Raw genomic sequence first — 20,880 nt, 5'->3', positions numbered from 1 at the left:
AGTTTTGAAAGAACAATTCTTTCACATTGTTCCTCAGTAGCTCAATGGTGGAGCAACCGGCTGTTAACCGGTAGGCTGGCGGTTCGAGTCCGTCCTGAGGAGCCATATAAGGAGAGTTACCCAAGAGGCCGAAGGGGACGGTTTGCTAAACCGTTAGTATGCGTAAGCGTAGCGAGGGTTCGAATCCCTCACTCTCCGCCATATTGTTTTCTCTAGATCGTGGCGGTGTAGCTCAGCTGGCTAGAGCGTTCGGTTCATACCCGAAAGGTCGGGGGTTCGACCCCCTCCGCCGCTACCAGTTCTTTATAACTCCTGCGGTCGTGGTGGAATTGGCAGACACACCATCTTGAGGGGGTGGCGGGGCGACCCGTGCGAGTTCGAGTCTCGCCGACCGCACCATTAAGAGAAAAATTATCTTGGCCCGTTGGTGAAGCGGTTTAACACAGCAGCCTTTCACGCTGTCATACAGGGGTTCGAATCCCCTACGGGTCACCATTTATCTGGAGGATTAGCTCAGCTGGGAGAGCATCTGCCTTACAAGCAGAGGGTCGGCGGTTCGATCCCGTCATCCTCCACCATTTATTCTTCATATTATCGCGGGGTGGAGCAGCTCGGTAGCTCGTCGGGCTCATAACCCGAAGGTCGCAGGTTCAAATCCTGTCCCCGCAACCAAAATCTTGGAGCTGTGGTGAAGTTGGAGTTCACGCCGGTCTGTCACACCGGAGGTCGCGGGTTCGAGTCCCGTCAGCTCCGCCATTTATTCAATTGGTGGAATAAGATTTCTATTGTGTATAGGAATTATTATTATAGAAATAATAAGGCTCGGTAGCTCAGTCGGTAGAGCAGAGGACTGAAAATCCTCGTGTCGGCGGTTCGATTCCGTCCCGAGCCACCATTGTAAATAATGCCGGTGTAGCTCAATTGGTAGAGCACCTGACTTGTAATCAGGGGGTTGTGGGTTCAAGTCCTATCGCCGGCACCATTTTGGTGGGGTATAGCCAAGCGGTAAGGCAACGGACTTTGACTCCGTCATTCCCAGGTTCAAATCCTGGTACCCCAGCCATTATGAGCCATTAGCTCAGTTGGTAGAGCATCTGACTTTTAATCAGAGGGTCGAAGGTTCGAGTCCTTCATGGCTCACCAGTTTCATATGCGGGTGTGGCGGAATTGGCAGACGCACCAGATTTAGGTTCTGGCGGGCGACCGTGGGGGTTCAAGTCCCTCCACCCGCACCACACATTTAAAGTAGAAAGCCGCAAATATTGCAGGCTTTTTTTGTTTATATCATTTATTGTCACGTAAACCATTTAAAAAACGTCATATAAAGAGCTACCTATAACAATCAATTACTACAAACCATAAAAGCTTCGTCAGCATTGTTGATGAAGCTTTTTTCTACTATAAGGTGCACGTTACGTTAATAGTGATCCATTAACAATGGAACTACACAGCTTTGTTTTTCTATAATAGAAGGCGTGGCTAAAGCTACTCTATTGTAATAGATTTCTTTGGCTAACTGAAGATGATACACGGCGCAGGAAATGACAAGGTAAAAGCCGAATGTTTTATGCAATAGAATCTAATGAAGTTTATAATTCAAAGAGTATTTACTAAAACTTAACACTTGTTCTTCCATATATCTTCCAGTAAGTTGGTAGAAGGAAAACAATCATTACATGAAACATCCAAATAATAAATCGAAATATGACAATGTAATCAAAAAGGGGTTGTAAATATGAGTATGATCCAGATGGATCGTCCCCATCACTCTATAGAAGATCTAATACTGAATATTGAAAAAGTCCTTATCGGTAAAAGAAAAATGATAGAACTTGGCTTGGTTGCTTTATTGGCAAAAGGTCATGTTTTACTAGAGGATGTACCTGGTGTAGGAAAAACAATGTTTGTACGTGCGTTAGCTAAATCGATTGGTGGAGAATTTAAACGGATTCAATTTACTCCAGATCTCCTTCCTACTGATGTAACGGGCGTATCCATTTACAATCAAAAAACAATGGAGTTTGAATTCCGTAAAGGGCCTCTGTTTGCAAATGTGGTGCTTGCTGATGAAATTAACCGCACCTCACCAAAAACGCAATCTGCCCTATTAGAGGCGATGGAGGAGCACTCTGTCACGATTGATGGCAATACCTATGAGTTAAATCAGCCATTTTTTGTTATGGCGACACAGAACCCTCTTGAGTACGAAGGAACATTTCCGCTTCCAGAAGCACAGCTAGATCGTTTTTTGTTGCAACTGCAGCTTGGGTATCCAACAGAAAAAGAAGAAATGGCCATTCTAACTCGTATGGGAGCTGTTCATCCTATAGAGAGCTTGAAGGCTGTTATTAGTGTACAAGAAATCGTTCAATTACAAGCGATGATTACTCAAATCAAAGTAACAGACTCAGTGAAAGAGTATATGGTAAGGCTTTCTCAGAAAACAAGGAGCAATCCAAACGTCTACTTAGGAATTAGCCCTCGTGGAACATTGGCTCTATGCCGGGCTGCCCAAGCTTATGCTTTTATCCAAGGACGTGATTACGTTATCCCAGACGATGTAAAGGAGCTAGTACCTCCTATCTTTAGACATCGCCTAATTTTGAAGCCAGAGGCACGAATGGACGGGGAAACACCGGAGCGCTTCATCAGCCGGTTGTTACAGGAGACACGAGTCCCTGTACATTGAGAGGACGGTGTCTAAATGAAACAGAGAAAGTACAACAAAGCCTTATTGGCGCTATTAGTGCTGATTTGTTATGTATATGCACAATTCCAAGGTGGTTTTGTCAGTTGGTTTTTATTTTACAGCGCTTGTATACTTGGAATTTATGAAGGATTAACATACTTGTTGATGTTTGCAACCTTGGAGGTTACGCGAGAGGTGAATCGCCAAAGACTAAAGGAAGGCGATGATGTTATGGTTACACTAACCTTCCGCAGACGATTTTGGTTTCCGCTTGGCTGGAACTTGATTGTCGAACCTCTTCCTGATAAATTATCGGGTTACTTTGAACCGCATCAACAAGTAATTTTTCCGGGATTCAAAAGAGAACAGGTCATTCATTATTTAATTCCAGCAATCCCGCGTGGACATTACCAAATGAAAGAATGCATTCTGGTCGGTGGCGACTTTTTTGGTTTTTTACATCGCCAGAAGAAAATAGAGCTTTTTAATGATTTTTTGGTTTATCCTAGCTATAAGCAAATTAGCCATTGGTCCGCAGGAGACGGGCGTATTAGTGGCAATATACATGTAGCACACCTGCGTTCAGATGATGTAGCGGCTGTCAGAGGCGTCCGAGAGTACCAGAGAGGGGATCGGTTAAGCCAGATTCATTGGAGGGCATCTGCTAGGGGCCACGGGCTTAAAACGAAGGAATTTGAACATCAGGCTATGAATCAGTTAATTTTCTTTCTGGACGTACAGGAGCCTGCATCAACTCAAATTCATCATCATATTTTTGAAACCAGTGTAAAGCTGACCGCCAGTCTCATTTACTATTCAAGCATTAATATGCATTCGTATGGTTTTGTAGCACGCGGAAAAGAGCGAATTGTTATACCGTCAGCTATTTCACAGCAGCATTTTTTTCGGGTATTTGATCAGCTAGCCAGGGTTCATTCGGATGGCGAAGATTCTTTTGCGAGAGTGATCGGGAGGGAAGCAATGGAATTTCCCAAAGGATATACTCTAGTGATGATTACCTCTGCATTGACAAAAGACCTCGTGCTGCAAGTGGGCAATTTAGCTAGGTCTGGACGTAACATTCAATTGTTCTGGGTACACGATCATGTGATTCCAACTGTGGAGGAAAACGAAGCATTAAAGCGATTAAGATCTGTGAAAGTAATGTGTACACCAGTTCATGTGGATGCATATGAAGAGCTAAAACAGATAGGGGGTGCCTAAGATGTTAGGAGCATCCTTTTTAAAGCAAAAAAAAGCGCTAGAATGGCTATCTGCCTTATTTTTGTTTTTATTGTTACGTGAATGGCTGTTACCGCTACCCTCCCTTTCAGATACAGGGAGCATCAGTAGCTTTCTCTATCTGGTTGCAGGAATCATTTTAGTAGATATAACCTTCCGGAGTCACTGGCTGGGTTTATTGATTAAAATCATCGGCGCTCTTGTCATCTTCCATGCCGCTTTTGTGGAAATTTCATTTTTTAATCCGGAGTGGATTTTGCAAACATTGCAAGCAGTAAGTGAAGACTTTACCAAGATAGTTAATCAAGAGTGGGCAAATATGAGTATCATTTCAAGAAATCTGCTGTTTTCGGGCATGATTTTAGTATTGGTGTCCCTGCTTAATTACTTAGTGCTAGAGCAAAGACAAGGCTTATGGTTTGTATTTATCACCATTTCGTACCTTGCTGTATTAGATACCTTCATGCCTTTTAATGGTAGTGGGGCGATTATGCGGACGTTGCTGATTGGCTTTATGCTAATTACGACCCTGCATTTATCAGCTATTCAGAAGGGATTTATCTATCGAGGAACGCAATCTGCAATCTGGAAAACGCTTGTAGTTCCATTAATGATCGTTTCATTAGCAATAGGTGTAGGATACGCGTCCCCAAAGGCAGAGCCTAATTGGCCTGACCCGATCGGTTTTCTGCAAGGAAAATCTGCAACTGGTCAGAGCGAAGTGATCCGCAGAGTGGGATATGACACCAATGATAAGACGCTGGGAGGTCCCTTTCAGCAGGATGATACTAAGGTATTTACAATTACCACAAATGATAAATATTACTTGCGCGGGGATGCTAAGGATGTATATACCGGCAAAGGCTGGATAAAAAGCGATAAACAATTGGAGTCCATTGTACATCCTAAAAACTATATTTGGAATGACACGCTTTTTTCCGGATTGGAAACCAAAAAGGTCATGGCTGTTGTGCAGGCGGAGGGAGAACAGCTACCGGCCATTTTTTATCCAGGACAGCTTAAAGGCATTGAAGAGTTAAACCCAGAAAATACAGCATTAACCTATGATACGATTTCTCAGGGGATTCTTACCTTTAATGGAGCTATGCAAAAGGATTCAAATAGTCGCCTGTTTGTTGAAAGAGACGATAGCACTTTGATCCCTACACCTGTTCAGCAGTATATGGACCATTATCAGCTGCAAGCCGAGATTCCAGTGATTAGTGAAAAGAAAATCATTGCGGCGGGGACCAATTATCCGAAAGATATAGAAGAACGTTACCTGCAATTGCCTAACAGTCTTCCAGATCGGATCAAGCAGCTAGCTGAAAAAATTACGGAAGCATCAAACAATCCGTACGACAAAGCGAGAGCAATAGAGAATTATTTGCGCTCTCCAGGCAGATATCGCTATGAAACGAAAGATGTACCAATGCCTAAGGAAGGACAAGACTTTGTAGATCAATTTCTATTTGAAACCATGAGAGGCTACTGCGATCATTTTTCAACTTCGATGGTGGTCATGCTTCGCTCTATTGATATACCTGCACGTTGGGTAAAAGGGTTTGCTCCCGGTCAGGAGATTAGTCGTGATGCGAACAATAATATGACGATTGAAGTGAGAAATAGAGATGCACACTCCTGGGTTGAGGTTTACTTCCCAGGCAGCGGCTGGATACCGTTTGAGGCAACAGCTTCTTTTACATCTCCACTGCAAGTAAATTATGACCGCCTTGCTAATGAATCCAATGGGATCAATACTCCTGCTTCTACAGAGGAAAAAGAAGCGAATAAGCCTAAACAATTAGATCGAATGGAAGAAGCAGACAAGCCTGTAGTGAAAACAAGTACCGGATTCTCATGGGGCTGGCTATGGGGAATTGGTATTTTGGTAGCAGTCGGTGTATGGATTCTGTGGAAAAAACGTCAGGAGATGTATTTATGGTGGCTGCAGCGGAAAATGACACAATACGCTCAGGATGATTTTCCACGTAGATTTACGTTAGTGTTAACGATATTTGAAAAAATGGTTTCCCCGCGTTATTCAGGTGAAACGCTGCGCGAGTATGTGAATCGTCTCCAAATTAGTGGAGATGAGCGTCAGGATTTACTTTATTTAACAACCATTTATGAAAAAATGTTGTATGGCTTGAAGGAAATGGAAGGGAAAACGAGATCGTTGTGGCAGCAGACCATTGAACGTTTATTGCGCCAAATGAAACCTTGATCATTTCCCCATCATCTGCTAGAATTTTTGACAATATGATACTTTGGTAGCAGTAAGCAGGAGAAACGGCACTGCCTCTTTTTTGAATGACAACGTTAAAGACAGGGACATTTGCCCTTAGAAGATGTCAGACGATTTCATCTACGGGTGGGTGGCCTGTCTTTTTGATGGAACGGGAGAAATTTTTTTCTTCATACCAAAAAAGAGAAAGGGAGATAATATCTTCAAGAACGTTTTGGACATGTCTACTGAGTGCACAAGTATACAAGGTTAAGGGAGGATCTTTCCGTGGAAAAGCCGTTGGAATTAGTGGTAGTAATAGACTTTGGGGGGCAATATAACCAATTGATCGCAAGACGTGTACGTGATTTAGGCGTATACAGTGAGTTGTTGCCTTTCAATACACCAGTGGAAAAAATTAAGGAGCTTAGCCCAAAAGGGATTATTTTCTCTGGAGGACCGGCTAGTGTATACGAAGAAGGAGCACCACAAATTGATCCAGCAATTTTTGACTTAGGTGTACCTATCTTGGGTATTTGCTATGGAATGCAATTAATGTCCCAAACATTGAAGGGCAAAGTAGAACGTGCCGGTAAACGTGAATACGGAAAAGCAGAAATACGTCTTGAAAACAAACATGGTCTATACAGCAACTGGGAACCTTCTGAGGTTGTATGGATGAGCCACACAGATAAAGTAGTAGAATTGCCAGAAGGCTTCGTTATCGACGCAGTGAGCGACTCTTGCCCGATTGCTGCTATCAGTCATCCAGAGCGTAACCTATATGGTGTACAATTCCACCCAGAAGTTCGCCATACCGTAAAAGGACATGAATTTGTAAGCAACTTCCTATTCAATATTTGTAAGTGTACGGGCGACTGGAGCATGACGACATTTATTGAAGACAAAATCAAAGATATTCGCGAAACCGTTGGAAATAAAAACGTATTGTGTGCTTTGAGCGGCGGAGTAGATTCTTCTGTAGTTGCGGCTCTTATTCATCGTGCGATCGGTGATCAGCTAACTTGCATGTTTGTTGATCATGGATTGTTGCGTAAAGGTGAAGCGGAAAGCGTAATGGATACGTTTGTAGGCAAATTTGATATGAAAGTAATCAAAATTGATGCTCGCGAACGCTTCTTAACCAAATTAAAAGGTGTAACTGACCCAGAGCAAAAACGTAAGATCATCGGTAACGAATTCATCTATGTATTTGATGAAGAGGCAGCTAAGCTTACGGATATGGACTTCCTAGCTCAGGGTACATTGTACACGGACATTGTTGAGAGTGGGACAGCTACTGCTCAAACGATTAAATCTCACCACAATGTAGGCGGCTTGCCAGAGGACATGAAGTTTAAGCTAATCGAGCCTTTGGACACGCTATTCAAGGATGAAGTACGTAAATTAGGTTCAGAGCTAGGCCTTCCTGATGCAATCGTATGGAGACAGCCTTTCCCAGGTCCTGGACTAGGTATTCGTGTTTTAGGCGAAATTACTGAAGAGAAATTAGAAATTGTTCGTGAATCTGATGCCATCCTGCGTGAAGAAATTCAAAAAGCTGGTTTGGACCGTGAGATTTGGCAATACTTCACTGCATTGCCTGACATGAAGAGTGTAGGGGTAATGGGTGATGCACGTACGTACTCTTATACAGTAGGGATTCGTGCGGTAACATCTATTGATGGTATGACAGCAGACTGGGCTCGCATTCCATGGGATATACTAGAGAAAATTTCTGTACGTATTGTTAACGAAGTGGACAACGTAAACCGTATTGTGTACGATGTTACATCTAAACCACCTGCAACTATCGAGTGGGAATAGTAAATACGTATAATTCATATTAAATTAACATGAACGTTCGTGTTTTATGTTGACAGCGTGCGATGTTCTTGTTAAACTTTCGTTGTAAGACAGAAGTTCGAGTTTTTGTTCGGATTTTCGACTTATAACGACTTGTTTAGCAGGAATTATCGCACGTTTTTTATTTATTGCCGAATGTTATGCGTCATTATTCGAACGAAACCTGTCTTTTTAGCAATATGACTTAAAGAGGTTACTATTAGGAGGGACAAAGGGTGCGTAAGTATTTTGAGTTTGATCGACATGGCACCACATATCGTCGAGAGATAATTGCTGGTTTAACAACCTTTTTGGCAATGGCATATATTTTAGCCGTAAATCCAAACATTTTAAGCGGGGCAGGTTTGCCGCCGGAGCTACAAGCAAAATTCCCTCCGCATGATGCGGTGTTTACTGCTACAGCACTTGCTGCGGCTATTGGTACACTTATTATGGGGATTGTCGGTAAATTGCCGATCGGTCAAGCACCGGGTATGGGTTTAAATGCGTTCTTTGCTTTTACAGCAGTTCTAACTATGCAAATTCCTTGGCAACAAGCCTTGGCTGGTGTTTTTGTTTCTTGTACTTTGTTTCTCATCCTGTCCTTAACAGGCATTCGTTCGCAAATTATTGATGCCATTCCGCAGAACCTCAAGAATGCTACAACAGCAGGTATTGGCTTGTTTATTGCTTTTATGGGGCTAAAAAATGCAGGTATTATTATAGATTCACCAGCTACCTTAGTCACAATGGGACATTTGAGCTTTAAAGAAGGAATGGATGCTACTCAAATTCTAGCAGTGAAAAATGCGCTGCTAGCAGTCTTTGGACTACTGGTTACGGGGGTTTTATTAGCAAGACGTATTCACGCCGGAGTATTCCTTGGAATGTTGATCACAGCGATTGCCGGCATGGTTTTTGGAGTGGTAGAGCTTCCTTCCCAAGTCGTATCGGCTCCTCCTAGCTTAGCTCCGACACTTGGTGTTGCCTTACCATATTTATTAGATCCGAGTGTTATTTTTTCTCAAGGCATGTTCATTGTTGTGTTCACATTTTTATTCGTTGATTTCTTTGATACAACTGGTACGTTGCTAGGCGTTTGCAATCAGGCAGGGCTTTTGAAGGATGGAAAGCTGGAGCGTCCTGGGTCGGCACTTGCTTCTGATGCTGTTGCTGGAATGGCAGGCGCGCTGTTAGGGACCTCTACAACAACAAGCTATATTGAATCTACAGCTGGTGTTGCCGCAGGAGGTAGAACTGGCTTTACGGCAGTAGTCATCGGATTTATGTTCCTGCTGTCTCTGTTCTTCTTTCCATTGCTGTCTGTTATTACCCCTGCTGTTACAGCACCTGCCCTGATTATTGTAGGTGTGCTGATGGCTAGTAGCCTACGCAATATTGAGTGGGATAAGCTAGAAGAAGCATTACCGGCCTTCCTTACCATGCTGATGATGCCTTTATCTTCTAGTATCGCAGCAGGTATTGCTTGTGGATTCATTTTCTATCCAGTGACGAAAGCATGTAAAGGCCAAGCACGTGAAGTCCACCCGGCGATGTATGTACTATTTGTCATCTTCCTGGTTTACTTTATTTGGTTCCGTGAATAGGTTGTTTTATCAAAAGCTACTAGCTTTGATATTTACAATATTTGATTTTGGAATATCACTAGATTATCACCATGAAAAAGTCTTCTTGAACTGTCTTCATTTGAGTCAGATCGGAAGGCTTTTTCTTTTTGGGATAAGGAATTGAATAAATGAGAATGAAATTTCGATATAAAACTAAAATGTTCGTGTTTTGTTGACGTTTTATAATTTTTTTTGTTAAACTGAACGTGAAATGATCTTAAATACGTAAAATGAAAAATGGAAGGTCAAGGGGGAAGCGGCGTGGTTACACCGATTGTTGGAGTCATTATGGGAAGTGTTTCTGATTGGGAAACAATGAAGGAAGCTTGCCACATACTAGAGGAGATGCAGATTCCCTATGAAAAGCAGGTAGTTTCTGCTCATCGTACGCCTGATCTTATGTTTACGTATGCAGAGACTGCTAAAGAAAGAGGTCTGAAGGTAATTATTGCTGGAGCCGGTGGAGCTGCTCATCTTCCGGGAATGGTAGCGGCAAAGACCATTCTTCCTGTCATCGGTGTACCAGTGAAATCAGCCGCTTTAAACGGATTAGATTCTTTATTGTCGATCGTGCAAATGCCGGGTGGCGTTCCGGTTGCTACCGTAGCGATTGGTAAGGCTGGGGCTATAAATGCTGGTTTGTTAGCAGCTCAAATGATCGGGATGAATGACGAGGAGATAAGTCGACGTTTAACCGAACGAAGAGAAGCTATCCAAAAAAAGGTGATGGAAGCGAGCGAGTTGCCTCATGAATAAACAGAAGCAAATCAAACCGGGCAGCACCATTGGCTTATTAGGCGGAGGACAGCTAGGAAGAATGATTACACTCGCTGGCAGAGCAATGGGGTATCGGTTTGTAGTGCTAGATCCTACAGAGGATTCACCATGTGGTCAGGTAAGCGATCAGCAAATCGTCGCAGGATATGATGATCAGCTAGCGGCGCGAAAATTAGCCCAGCTCAGTGATGTGATTACCTATGAATTTGAGAACGTGGATGCTGGTGTTGCAGCCATTTTAGAAGAGGAAGCTTTTGTGCCGCAGGGAAGTAAGCTATTGGGCATTACACAACACCGCGTTAAGGAGAAGACTACGATTCAAGCCTATGGTTTGCCTGTAGCGCCTTTTCGAATCGTCGCTTCAGCAGAGGACGTGAGAGAGGCTGTTGCAGAGCTGGGCTTGCCTGCTGTTATGAAGACAGCTACAGGAGGCTATGACGGTAAGGGGCAGTGGGTATTACGCTCTTTGGAAGAAATAGAAGAAGCTTTTTCGTGCCTTGCAAAAGCTAACACAGAACTGATCGTTGAAAAATTTGTCCCTTTTATGAAGGAGCTATCTGTAATCGTAGCTCGTAATTCATCAGGGGAAGTAGCAGTCTTTCCTACAGCCGAAAATATTCACCGAGATAACATTTTGCATCAGAGTATAGTCCCCGCTCGGATTGATATAAAAATTCAACAGCAGGCTGAGCAAATAGCCATAGAGTTGGCAGAAAAGCTGGAGATGGTTGGGTTGCTTGCAGTCGAGATGTTTCTTACAAAGGAGGGGGAGCTTTATATAAACGAGATGGCTCCGCGTCCCCACAATTCAGGTCATTATACAATGGACGCCTGTTTGACCTCGCAATTTGAGCAGCATATTCGAGCTATCAGTAACTTGCCACTTGGCTCCACGAAGTTGCTTAGTCCGGTCGTTATGGTTAATATTTTAGGTGAGCATGTAGCACCTTTACTCAAAAAAATAGATCAACTGCCCAAGAAAGCAAAATTGCATTTGTACGGAAAACAAGAGGCCAAAGAAAAGCGAAAAATGGGTCATATAAATCTTGTAGCCGAATCGGTAGATGTAGCACTGCAACAGGCTGAAAAACTTGGAATATGGTCATAAACGGAGGAATGAACAAATGATTGAACGCTATTCAAGACCAGAAATGCGCGCTATCTGGACAGAAGAAAATAAGTATAAGGCATGGCTGGAAGTAGAGATTTTGGCGTGTGAAGCATGGGCGGAGTTAGGGATTATTCCAAAAGAGGACGTTGAAAAGCTCTGGAAGAACGCTAGTTTTGATGTAAACCGTATTTATGAAATCGAACAAGAGACACGCCATGACGTCGTAGCCTTTACTCGTGCTGTTTCGGAAACGATGGAGGGCGATGAAAAAAAATGGGTTCACTATGGCCTAACCTCTACCGATGTAGTAGATACGGCGCTTGGTTATCTGATTCGCCAAGCTAACGAAATTATTGAAAAGGATATTGTGGACTTTCTGGAAATTTTAAAACAGAAAGCGATTGAACACAAAGATACAGTTATGATGGGGCGTACACATGGAGTTCATGCCGAGCCAACTACCTTTGGGCTAAAAATAGCACTATGGTATGAAGAAATGAAGCGTAATTTGGCAAGATTCCGTTCTGCACGTGTAGAAGTGGAAGCGGGCAAAATGTCAGGGGCAGTTGGCACGTATGCGAACATTGATCCATATGTAGAGCAGCATGTATGTAAGAAGCTTGGTCTGACAGCAGCTTCTATCTCAACCCAAACCCTGCAGCGTGATCGTCATGCAGAGTATATGGCTACGCTCGCATTGATCGCTACTTCTTTAGATAAATTTGCTACAGAAATCAGAGGCTTGCAAAAGAGTGAGATTCGTGAAGTGGAAGAAGCGTTTGCAAAAGGACAAAAGGGTTCTTCAGCAATGCCACATAAGCGAAACCCAATAGGCTCTGAGAACATCTCTGGACTTTCTCGCGTTATCCGCGGCCATATGCTGTCTGCTTATGAGAATGTGCCGCTATGGCATGAGCGTGATATTTCTCATTCTTCTGTTGAACGTGTTATTTTACCAGATGCAACACAATTGCTTAACTATATGCTACGTCGCTTTATGAACATCGTGAAGAACCTAACGGTGTTCCCTGAAAATATGAAACGCAACATGGATCGTACATTTGGATTAATTTATTCACAGCAGGTATTGCTTAAATTAATTGATAAGGGCTTGAGCCGCGAAAAAGCTTACGACACTGTACAACCACGTGCGATGCAAGCTTGGGAGGAGCAGCGTTCGTTTAAAGAAATTATCAGTGAGGATGAAACGGTGAAGGAAATGCTGACCGCAGAAGAGCTGGAGGCATGCTTTGACTATCGTTATCATTTGAAGCATGTGGACACTATTTTTGCCCGTTTGGGATTGATTGAGAGTAAGTAATCGTTCTTTGTAAGATCAATAACAGCAAAAGTAGGCTTTTCAGAAGCTCATTTCGAGTTCATGAAAAGCCTATTTCCTTTTCTCTTTTTTAGGAAGATGAGTCCTTTACATCGATTCCTTTTACACTAAATTCTCAGGATTCAAGCCTTGTAGTTCAGGCAAGACGAAGATGCCATCCTTACGAATTAACACGTCATCAAACCAGATTTCTCCCCCACCATACTCAGGGCGTTGGATTTGTACCAAATCCCAGTGGATAGAGGAGCGGTTACCGTTGTCAGCAATATCGTAGGCATTACCAGGTGTAAAGTGGAAGCTTCCCGCGATCTTTTCATCGAATAAGATGTCGCCCATTGGCTGTAGGATGTGCGGGTTAAATCCGATTGCAAACTCCCCAATGTAGCGGGCACCTTCATCTGTATCTAAAATTGTATTTAGCAATGCTGTATTACTGCTGGTAGCTTCTACGATTTTGCCTTCTTTAAACGTAAGCTTCACGTCTGTAAAGGTCGTACTATGATAATTGGTTTTTGCATTGTAATAGACAGTACCTTCTACGGAATTACGCACAGGAGAGGTATAGCATTCGCCATCTGGAATATTTGCTTTGCCATCGCATTTGATAGTTGGTATTCCTTTAATAGAGAATCGTAGATCAGTGTCTGGGCCTACAATACGTACACGGTCTGTTTTGTTCATTAATTCCACTAAGGGGTCCATTGCTTTGGACATTTTCGCATAATCTAGATTGCATACAGAGAAGTAAAAATCTTCAAAGCCTTCCAAGCTCATGTTAGCGGCTTGGGCCATGGCTTTGTTTGGATAACGAAGTACGACCCAGCGTTTATTTGGAACGCGTTCCTTCAAATGAACGGTGCTGTAATAAATTCGAGAATAAAGTCCCATTTTCTCTTCTGGAATATCAGAGTACTCATTTACATTTTCAAAGGCACGTACCCCGATATACGCATCCATATCTTCCATGCGCGCTAATTCATGCTTGGCAAAAAGAGCCATATGCTCTTCGCTTGAGCCCATAATCAAGGAACGCATAATTTCCTGATCCTTTACGGTAACTACTGGAAGGGCTCCTACTGCAAAAGCTTCACGTACCAGCGCTTTAACCAATGCTGGTTGGAGTCCAATATTTTCGATTAGCACCTTTTCCCCTTTTTGTAAATTCAGAGAGTAACGTATTAATCGGCTTGCAAGTTCATTGATGCGTGAATCCATGCTTTAACACCTCTTTTTGTAATATGTACAACATGAATATATCATCAAAGATGATCCCTTCCTAGAAGCTAGCTTCATAGATGCGAAGGACGTCATCGGTTGATAACGCTCTTGTACTTGGAATGTGGTCAACTCCTCCACCAGTGCGAATTGCTTCTCGGGCCAGCACTGGCAAATCGTCGTGTGAAATACCAAAGTCGGACAGGCGTTGAGTAATCCCCATCTGCTGATACCAATGAGCAATCGCCTGAATGGCAGCCTGTGCTGCGTCCTGATCAGATTCAGCCTTTACCCGGAAGCATTCGCGTCCTAAACGTGCGAGTCTTTCAGGACGATCTATTGCTACAAACTGTTCGAAATATGGCAGAGATAGGATAGCAAGTCCACGTCCATGCGACATATCGAAATGTCCGCTTAAAGGATGTTCGATCTTGTGTAGTGGATACCCTGCATTTCGACCTGCTCGGGCAAATGGAGAAATGCCCAGTGTGCTTGCCCACAATAAGGTGGAGCGAGCTTCTTCGTTATCAGGCTCAGCCATAGCAACTGTAGAAAACTCAACGACCAAACGAATCAATGCTTCTGTGACGCCATCTTGTACATGAGCGTCATTAGGGCCAACCAAATACTCTTCAAATAAATGCGAAAAGATATCTGCAGAAGACTCGGCTGTAACTCGAGCTGGGACTGTGTAGGTTAGAGATGGATCAAGGATAGCTACTTTAGGGAATAGGGCTGGACCTGAAAAGGAGCTTTTTTCATGGGTCTCCCAGTGAGTTAGTACCGTGATATTGTTAGCTTCAGAGCCTGTTGCTGCCACAGTAGGAATGGTCATCAAAGGTAGAGCTTCAGTTACGGGAACCAGTTCTTTCGCTGTGTTTTGGGGATTACCACGCAGGTATTCATAGCTGGATCGGCCAGATAGTGCTACAGCAGCAATAGCTTTTGCCGCATCCATGACAGATCCGCCACCAAGTGCGATGACGAAATCGCAGTTTGTTTCGCGGGCAAGCTGTCCTCCGCGGTCTACTGTGGAGGTGCGTGGATTGGGTTCTACTTGATCAAATAATTGGTACGGTACGTTTGCCTCTTGCAGGAGCTGTTCTACCTTTGCTAATAGTCCTGTTGATTTGGCAGATTGTCCGCCTGTCGCCAGCAAAGCTTTTGTTCCTAATGCACGCGCTTCTGTGCCGACACGTGCAAGCTCACCAACACCGAAGTAGATATGAGTGGGAAATTGAACCTGGAAAGGGTACATGGTACCATCGCCTCTTTTCATTAAAAAACAGTTTCGCGTTCGAAAGAAAATCCGAACATAAATCGTGTCTATATTGTACCACAATGGCATTTTGGCAATCTAAGCAGAAGTGCAAAGTATAAAATACGAACAATTGTCGAATATATCCTGTATAATATTCGTTGATTATCTGTTTGGTTTATGTTTTAATCAAGTTGAAAGTGATTTGTTGACTAAAACACGCATAAAGCTTGTAGCGGGAGGAGAATTTTTCTTGGAAAAGCGCGAGCAGCTATATGAAGGAAAAGCGAAGCAGGTTTATCTTACTTCAGATCCAGATGTGTATTGGGTGGTTTACAAGGATGACGCCACTGCTTTTAATGGCGAAAAGAAAGGGACAATAATAAATAAAGGCAGATGGAATAATCAGATTAGCGCGATTTTATTTAAGGCGTTGACTGAAAAAGGCATTGCCAATCATTTTATCCGCCTGTTATCTGAAACGGAGCAATTGGTTAAAAAGGTCGACATTATCCCGTTAGAAGTAGTTGTGCGTAACATTGCTGCCGGGTCCTTGGCTAAACGTTTGGGATGGGCTGAGGGCGTACAATTAGATGAACCAGTAGTGGAGTTTTATTACAAAAATGATGAACTAGGAGATCCGCTCATTAATAATGATCATATTGCCATTTTAAAAATTGCCACAATACAGGAACTAGCGGTAATAAAAGAAACGGCTTTGCAAGTAAATGAATTTTTACAGGAATATATGGGGGCAAGAGGCGTACTTGTTGTTGATTTTAAATTAGAATTCGGTCGAACCTCAGGTGGAGAGGTATTGTTAGCGGATGAAATTTCACCGGATACTTGTCGCTTCTGGGATGCAGAGACGTTGGAGAAGCTGGACAAGGATCGTTTTCGCCGCAACTTAGGGAACGTGGAAGAGGCGTATCAAGAAATGCTGAAACGATTAGGAGGAGAAGTTCATGTGTAAAGCTGTTATCTATGTTACCTTGCGTGAAAGCGTACTAGACCCTCAAGGGCATGCGATACAAGGAGCCCTTCATACCTTAGGATTTCAACAAGTAAAGGATGCCCGCATCGGAAAATATATCGAATTGACGCTAGATACAATTGATCGACAAGCTGCTGAGGAGCAGGTGAAAGAGATGTGTGAAAAGCTACTAGCTAACACTGTCATTGAAGAATACCGCTATGAGCTGGTAGAACTGGTGGAGGGATAAGATGAGAGTAGCTGTTATCGTATTTCCCGGTTCGAATGCAGATGTGGACATGTATAACGCAGTAGAAGATTGCATGCAGGTGCCTGTTGACTACGTGTGGCACACCGAAACAGATTTATCAGCTTACGATGTCATTCTTTTACCAGGTGGCTTTTCCTACGGTGACTATTTGCGCTGTGGTGCAGTAGCCCGCTTCTCACCAGTGATGGAGCAAGTGGTAAGGGCGGCACAGGAAGGTAAATTCATTATGGGAGTCTGTAACGGCTTTCAAATTCTATTAGAAACAGGTTTGTTGCCGGGAGCTATGTTACGGAATACATCGCTTACTTATCGCTGTAAACTATCTACCTTACGTGTAGAAAATAATCAGACTCCATTTACCAATGGATTTGCCAAAGGAGAGCGAATTGAAATCCCGATTGCGCATGGAGAGGGCAACTATTTCTGCGAAGAGGAAACATTGAGAAGGATGCAACAAAACGGGCAGATTGTCTTCCGTTACGATGGGGAAAATCCGAATGGCTCCTTGGATGATATCGCAGGGATTACGAATGAACGCGGAAATGTGCTTGGTATGATGCCGCATCCAGAGCGTGCTGTGCATAGCTGGATGACATCAGCCGACGGTCGTACCATGTTTACCTCAATTCTGAATGCCTGGAGGGAGAAAAACGGTGTCACAACTTACGCATAAGGAACCATCAGCAAGCCGTATTGCAGAAGAACATCTATACCGTGAACTAGGTTTAACAGATGAAGAATATCAAAGCGTTGTTCGCTTGCTGGGCAGGCAGCCAAATTGGACGGAAATCGGGCTATACAGCGTGATGTGGTCAGAGCATTGCTCTTATAAAAACTCCAAACCAGTGCTTCGTCGTTTTCCAACCAAAGGGCCCCGTGTTTTGCAAGGGCCGGGTGAAGGAGCAGGAATTGTTGATATCGGTGATAATCAGGCTGTAGTTTTTAAGATCGAAAGCCATAATCATCCTTCAGCTATCGAACCTTATCAGGGAGCAGCAACTGGTGTCGGTGGTATTATCCGCGATGTGTTCTCGATGGGAGCTCGTCCGGTAGCGTTACTGAACTCCCTGCGCTTTGGGGAATTAAAGACACCTCGGGTCAACTATTTATTTAAAAATGTTGTGGCTGGAATTGCTGGTTACGGTAATTGTATTGGAATACCTACCGTGGGAGGGGAAATCAGCTTTGATCCTACCTATGAGGGAAATCCGCTTGTAAATGCCATGTGTGTGGGGTTAATTGATCACGACAAGATTCAAAAGGGTGTAGCTAAAGGAATTGGTAACCCAGTAATATATGTCGGAGCCAGCACTGGTCGGGACGGCATTCATGGTGCTACTTTTGCTTCAGAGGAACTGAGTGAGGAATCAGAGAAAAAACGTCCTGCTGTACAGGTTGGCGATCCGTTTATGGAAAAATTGCTATTGGAGGCTTGTCTGGAGTTAATTGAGACAGGTGCAGTGACAGGCATTCAGGATATGGGAGCAGCGGGACTTACTTCTTCAAGCGCGGAAATGGCATCGAAAGCAGGGAACGGAATTGAAATGAATTTAGATCTAGTGCCTCAGCGTGAAAAAGGTATGAGCGCTTATGAAATGATGCTATCCGAATCGCAAGAACGTATGCTGGTAGTCGTAGAAAAGGGAAGAGAGTCAGAGGTTACAGCCATTTTTGAGAAATGGGGTCTCTACTCAGCAGAAATCGGACGCGTAACGGACGATGGCATGCTGCGCTTACTTCATCATGGCGAAATTGTCGCCAATGTACCAGTAGATAGCCTAGCGGAGGATGCGCCTGTCTATCATAAGCCATCAAAGGTACCTGCTTATTACGAGCAGAATGCGAATATAGATTCCACGGACTTTGAAATGCCTGCTGACCTAACTCAAACGCTAGTCCAATTGCTAGCACAGCCAACAATTGCTAATAAAGCATGGGTATATGAGCAATATGATCACATTGTTCGCGCCTCAACTGCTGTAACGCCAGGCTCAGACGCAGCGGTGGTCATGATTCGCGGAACTCGAAAGGCTCTGGCTATGAGTACGGATTGTAACGGGCGATATGTTTACCTTGATCCAGAAGTGGGTGGAGCAATAGCGGTTGCCGAATCGGCACGAAACGTGGTTTGTTCCGGGGCTGAGCCCTTAGCTATCACAGATTGCCTGAACTTTGGAAATCCAGAAAAACCAGAGGTTTTCTGGCAATTCGAGAAAGCAGTGGATGGTATGAGTGCTGCTTGCAATGCCTTGTCCACCCCTGTCATCGGTGGGAATGTTTCCCTTTATAACGAACGTAGTGGTGAGGCCATTTACCCAACACCGGTAGTCGGAATGGTTGGACTCATTACAGACGTGGACCATATTACAACTCAGGATTTTAAACAAGAGGGAGACGTCATTTTATTATTGGGTCAAACTCACGCAGAAGTAGGTGGCTCTGAGTATCAAAAGCTACTGGCAGGCAAAATCTCCGGTCGCCCTCCACAAATTGATTTAGAAAAGGAAGCAAATGTTCAAAAAGTAGTGCTGTCTGCAATTCGAGCAGGGTATATACAATCGGCTCACGATTTGGCAGAGGGCGGATTGGCTGTCGCTATTGCTGAGAGCTGCTTCGGAAAAGAGATTGGAGCAACGATTGAACTAACTGACGACTTGCGAGCTGATCTAGCGCTATTCAGTGAGTCACAATCACGTATTCTAGTGAGCACGACTCAGGACAATGTTAATCAGATGAAACGACTAGCAGCAGAGCAGGGAGTGGCTTGCCAAGTGCTTGGCACAACAGGATTAGATCATTTGGTTATCACTCATCAGGGCAAAGAAATCGTGAATGCATCACTTACTCGTCTAAAATCAGCATGGAAGGATGCGATACCATGTTTGATCCAATAATGTGGGATAAATTAAATGAAGAGTGCGGTGTTTTTGGAATATACAATCACAAGGAGGCAGCCCCGCTTACTTATTTGGGGCTGCATGCTCTTCAACACCGAGGTCAGGAGAGCGCCGGAATCTGTTCCTCTGACGGAGAAAAATGGTATAAGCATCGCGGAATGGGATTAGTAAGTGAAGCATTTGGGCAAGGGGAATTAGCAAAGTTTCATGGGCATTTAGCTATTGGACACACACGTTATACGACACAAGGCTCAAGTAGGATTGAAAATGCCCAACCTTTATTTTTTAACTATGCACAAGGTAGCATGGCTGTAGCTCACAATGGAAATTTGGTAAATGCAGGAGTTATTCGCAAGGAACTGGAGAAAAAAGGCTCTATTTTTCAAACAACCAGCGATACAGAAGTGATTGCGCATCTTATAGCCCGTTCATCGAAGCAGGATTTACCTTCCGCGGTTAAGGAAGCCTTGCAGGAGATTAAAGGCGCCTATGCGCTGTTGGTCATGAACGAGGATCAATTAATTGTTGCGCTTGATCCAAATGGCTTACGACCATTGTCGCTTGGAACATTGGGAGAAGCGATTATAGTTGCTTCCGAAACCTGCGCTTTTGACATCGTAGGAGGTTCCTATTGGCGTGAGATTGAGCCAGGCGAGTTATTAATTATCGATCAGCATGGTATTCAATCACAGCGATTTGCACCGAAAATAAATCGTACATTATGTACTTTTGAATATATTTATTTTGCACGACCGGATAGTGACATTGATGGGATTAATGTACACATGGCTCGTAAACGACTTGGGAAGCAATTAGCTTATGAAGCCCCAGCAGAAGGTGATGTGGTCATCGGGGTACCCGACTCCAGCACTTCAGCGGCGATTGGTTTTGCTGAAGCGACAGGCATTCCCTATGAGATCGGGTTTATTAAAAACCGTTATGTGGGTCGCACCTTTATTCAGCCTTCTCAAGAACTGCGTGAGCGTGGAGTGCACATGAAGCTCTCGGTGGTTCGTAAAGTTGTAGAAGGTAAACGAGTGATCATGATAGATGATTCGATTGTGCGAGGAACGACAAGTAGTCGTATCGTGCAGATGCTAAGAGACGCGGGAGCTATCGAAGTACATGTTCGAATCAGTTCTCCACCAGTAAAAAATCCGTGTTTTTATGGCATTGATACATCATCCTTTGATGAGCTGATCGCTTCGAATAAATCGGTTGAAGAGATTCGTCAGTACATTGGAGCGGATTCTTTACTCTTTATGACACCAAGGGGCATGGTAGATGCTATCGGGCGTGTAGACACCGATAACGCACCGGATCGTGGGCATTGTTTGGCATGCTTTACAGGTAGATACCCGACAGAGGTTAACTTCGAGGAAGCCTTACCAATCACGAAATGCTAAAA

At 43.7% G+C, this 20,880-nt stretch carries 15 protein-coding genes and 13 tRNA genes; 26 read left to right on the top strand and 2 right to left on the bottom strand.

All coding sequences use genetic code 11. From position 1 onward, the window contains the following. Positions 1 to 30: 30 nt before the first annotated feature. The 21 genes from AYJ08_RS07800 (at position 31) to purB (ending at position 12,840) form a co-directional block, all read left to right on the top strand. Positions 31 to 105, top strand: a tRNA-Asn gene (locus tag AYJ08_RS07800). A 5-nt stretch (positions 106 to 110) separates the two neighbouring features. After that, positions 111 to 201, top strand: a tRNA-Ser gene (locus AYJ08_RS07795). Between the two features lie 20 nt (positions 202 to 221). Continuing rightward, positions 222 to 298, top strand: a tRNA-Met gene (locus AYJ08_RS07790). Positions 299 to 314: 16 nt separating this feature from the next. Then, positions 315 to 399, top strand: a tRNA-Leu gene (locus AYJ08_RS07785). A 19-nt stretch (positions 400 to 418) separates the two neighbouring features. Beyond that, positions 419 to 495: transfer RNA gene (locus AYJ08_RS07780), tRNA-Glu, on the top strand. A gap of 7 nt (positions 496 to 502) precedes the next feature. After that, positions 503 to 578: transfer RNA gene (locus tag AYJ08_RS07775), tRNA-Val, on the top strand. A gap of 17 nt (positions 579 to 595) precedes the next feature. Continuing rightward, positions 596 to 672: transfer RNA gene (locus tag AYJ08_RS07770), tRNA-Met, on the top strand. A 7-nt stretch (positions 673 to 679) separates the two neighbouring features. Beyond that, positions 680 to 756: transfer RNA gene (locus tag AYJ08_RS07765), tRNA-Asp, on the top strand. 63 nt (positions 757 to 819) lie between these two features. After that, a tRNA-Phe gene (locus AYJ08_RS07760) sits at positions 820 to 895 on the top strand. Positions 896 to 906: 11 nt separating this feature from the next. Beyond that, positions 907 to 982, top strand: a tRNA-Thr gene (locus AYJ08_RS07755). A gap of 6 nt (positions 983 to 988) precedes the next feature. Continuing rightward, positions 989 to 1,063: transfer RNA gene (locus AYJ08_RS07750), tRNA-Gln, on the top strand. 4 nt (positions 1,064 to 1,067) lie between these two features. After that, positions 1,068 to 1,143: transfer RNA gene (locus AYJ08_RS07745), tRNA-Lys, on the top strand. A 9-nt stretch (positions 1,144 to 1,152) separates the two neighbouring features. After that, positions 1,153 to 1,235: transfer RNA gene (locus tag AYJ08_RS07740), tRNA-Leu, on the top strand. A gap of 500 nt (positions 1,236 to 1,735) precedes the next feature. Continuing rightward, positions 1,736 to 2,689 carry an AAA family ATPase gene (locus tag AYJ08_RS07735; RefSeq protein WP_064017239.1) on the top strand — a complete coding sequence of 318 codons (954 nt, stop codon included), beginning with the start codon at positions 1,736 to 1,738 and terminating at the stop codon, positions 2,687 to 2,689. 15 nt (positions 2,690 to 2,704) lie between these two features. Continuing rightward, a complete protein-coding gene (locus AYJ08_RS07730) occupies positions 2,705 to 3,913 on the top strand; it encodes a DUF58 domain-containing protein (protein WP_064017238.1) in 1,209 nt (402 codons plus the stop codon). A 1-nt stretch (position 3,914) separates the two neighbouring features. Continuing rightward, entirely contained in the window at positions 3,915 to 6,158 is a 2,244-nt protein-coding gene (locus AYJ08_RS07725; RefSeq protein ID WP_064017237.1) for a transglutaminase TgpA family protein, read from the top strand. A gap of 288 nt (positions 6,159 to 6,446) precedes the next feature. Then, a complete protein-coding gene (guaA, locus tag AYJ08_RS07720; protein ID WP_064017236.1) occupies positions 6,447 to 7,985 on the top strand; it encodes a glutamine-hydrolyzing GMP synthase in 1,539 nt (512 codons plus the stop codon). Between the two features lie 254 nt (positions 7,986 to 8,239). Then, positions 8,240 to 9,610: an NCS2 family permease gene (locus AYJ08_RS07715; protein WP_064017235.1), complete on the top strand. Its 1,371-nt coding sequence runs from the start codon at positions 8,240 to 8,242 to the stop codon at positions 9,608 to 9,610. A 309-nt stretch (positions 9,611 to 9,919) separates the two neighbouring features. Continuing rightward, entirely contained in the window at positions 9,920 to 10,387 is a 468-nt protein-coding gene (gene purE, locus AYJ08_RS07710) for a 5-(carboxyamino)imidazole ribonucleotide mutase (protein WP_231929052.1), read from the top strand. After that, a complete protein-coding gene (gene purK, locus AYJ08_RS07705; protein WP_064017233.1) occupies positions 10,380 to 11,516 on the top strand; it encodes a 5-(carboxyamino)imidazole ribonucleotide synthase in 1,137 nt (378 codons plus the stop codon). Before purE ends, purK begins: the two co-directional genes overlap by 8 nt. Positions 11,517 to 11,532: 16 nt before the next feature. After that, entirely contained in the window at positions 11,533 to 12,840 is a 1,308-nt protein-coding gene (purB, locus tag AYJ08_RS07700) for an adenylosuccinate lyase (RefSeq protein WP_064017232.1), read from the top strand. Positions 12,841 to 12,960: 120 nt separating this feature from the next. On the opposite strand, the gene AYJ08_RS07695 is transcribed toward purB, so the two are convergent. After that, the gene (locus AYJ08_RS07695) at positions 12,961 to 14,073 is read right to left on the bottom strand and encodes an aminopeptidase (protein ID WP_003335703.1); all 1,113 of its coding nucleotides are present in this window, start codon (positions 14,071 to 14,073) and stop codon (positions 12,961 to 12,963) included. 61 nt (positions 14,074 to 14,134) lie between these two features. After that, positions 14,135 to 15,331 (bottom strand): iron-containing alcohol dehydrogenase, encoded by a 1,197-nt coding sequence (locus AYJ08_RS07690; RefSeq protein WP_064017231.1) that lies wholly within the window; start codon positions 15,329 to 15,331, stop codon positions 14,135 to 14,137. A gap of 253 nt (positions 15,332 to 15,584) precedes the next feature. Here AYJ08_RS07690 and purC point away from each other — a divergent pair, with 253 nt between their 5' ends. From purC to purF, 5 genes are read left to right on the top strand one after another with little or no spacing between them, the layout of a single operon-like run. Beyond that, positions 15,585 to 16,304 carry a phosphoribosylaminoimidazolesuccinocarboxamide synthase gene (gene purC, locus AYJ08_RS07685; protein WP_064017230.1) on the top strand — a complete coding sequence of 240 codons (720 nt, stop codon included), beginning with the start codon at positions 15,585 to 15,587 and terminating at the stop codon, positions 16,302 to 16,304. Further along, positions 16,297 to 16,554 carry a phosphoribosylformylglycinamidine synthase subunit PurS gene (purS, locus tag AYJ08_RS07680; protein ID WP_003335700.1) on the top strand — a complete coding sequence of 86 codons (258 nt, stop codon included), beginning with the start codon at positions 16,297 to 16,299 and terminating at the stop codon, positions 16,552 to 16,554. The genes purC and purS overlap by 8 nt, the downstream gene beginning before the upstream one ends. A gap of 1 nt (position 16,555) precedes the next feature. Beyond that, positions 16,556 to 17,248 carry a phosphoribosylformylglycinamidine synthase subunit PurQ gene (purQ, locus tag AYJ08_RS07675; RefSeq protein ID WP_022584232.1) on the top strand — a complete coding sequence of 231 codons (693 nt, stop codon included), beginning with the start codon at positions 16,556 to 16,558 and terminating at the stop codon, positions 17,246 to 17,248. Then, entirely contained in the window at positions 17,229 to 19,469 is a 2,241-nt protein-coding gene (gene purL / locus AYJ08_RS07670; RefSeq protein WP_064017229.1) for a phosphoribosylformylglycinamidine synthase subunit PurL, read from the top strand. Before purQ ends, purL begins: the two co-directional genes overlap by 20 nt. Then, positions 19,454 to 20,878 (top strand): amidophosphoribosyltransferase, encoded by a 1,425-nt coding sequence (gene purF, locus AYJ08_RS07665; RefSeq protein ID WP_064017228.1) that lies wholly within the window; start codon positions 19,454 to 19,456, stop codon positions 20,876 to 20,878. Before purL ends, purF begins: the two co-directional genes overlap by 16 nt. Positions 20,879 to 20,880: the final 2 nt, after the last annotated feature.

The organism is Brevibacillus sp. SKDU10, assembly GCF_001645205.1.
Taxonomy (GTDB): domain Bacteria; phylum Bacillota; class Bacilli; order Brevibacillales; family Brevibacillaceae; genus Brevibacillus_B; species Brevibacillus_B halotolerans.
This window is presented reverse-complemented; position numbering and strand designations above follow the sequence as displayed.

Coding starts and splice junctions, on each gene's coding strand:
- AYJ08_RS07735 (WP_064017239.1), top strand. CDS start 1,736: ATGAGTATGATCCAGATGGATCGTCCCCATCACTCTATAGAAGATCTA.
- AYJ08_RS07730 (WP_064017238.1), top strand. CDS start 2,705: ATGAAACAGAGAAAGTACAACAAAGCCTTATTGGCGCTATTAGTGCTG.
- AYJ08_RS07725 (WP_064017237.1), top strand. CDS start 3,915: ATGTTAGGAGCATCCTTTTTAAAGCAAAAAAAAGCGCTAGAATGGCTA.
- purE (WP_231929052.1), top strand. CDS start 9,920: ATGGGAAGTGTTTCTGATTGGGAAACAATGAAGGAAGCTTGCCACATA.
- purK (WP_064017233.1), top strand. CDS start 10,380: ATGAATAAACAGAAGCAAATCAAACCGGGCAGCACCATTGGCTTATTA.
- purB (WP_064017232.1), top strand. CDS start 11,533: ATGATTGAACGCTATTCAAGACCAGAAATGCGCGCTATCTGGACAGAA.
- AYJ08_RS07695 (WP_003335703.1), bottom strand. CDS start 14,073: ATGGATTCACGCATCAATGAACTTGCAAGCCGATTAATACGTTACTCT.
- AYJ08_RS07690 (WP_064017231.1), bottom strand. CDS start 15,331: ATGTACCCTTTCCAGGTTCAATTTCCCACTCATATCTACTTCGGTGTT.
- purS (WP_003335700.1), top strand. CDS start 16,297: ATGTGTAAAGCTGTTATCTATGTTACCTTGCGTGAAAGCGTACTAGAC.
- purQ (WP_022584232.1), top strand. CDS start 16,556: ATGAGAGTAGCTGTTATCGTATTTCCCGGTTCGAATGCAGATGTGGAC.
- purF (WP_064017228.1), top strand. CDS start 19,454: ATGTTTGATCCAATAATGTGGGATAAATTAAATGAAGAGTGCGGTGTT.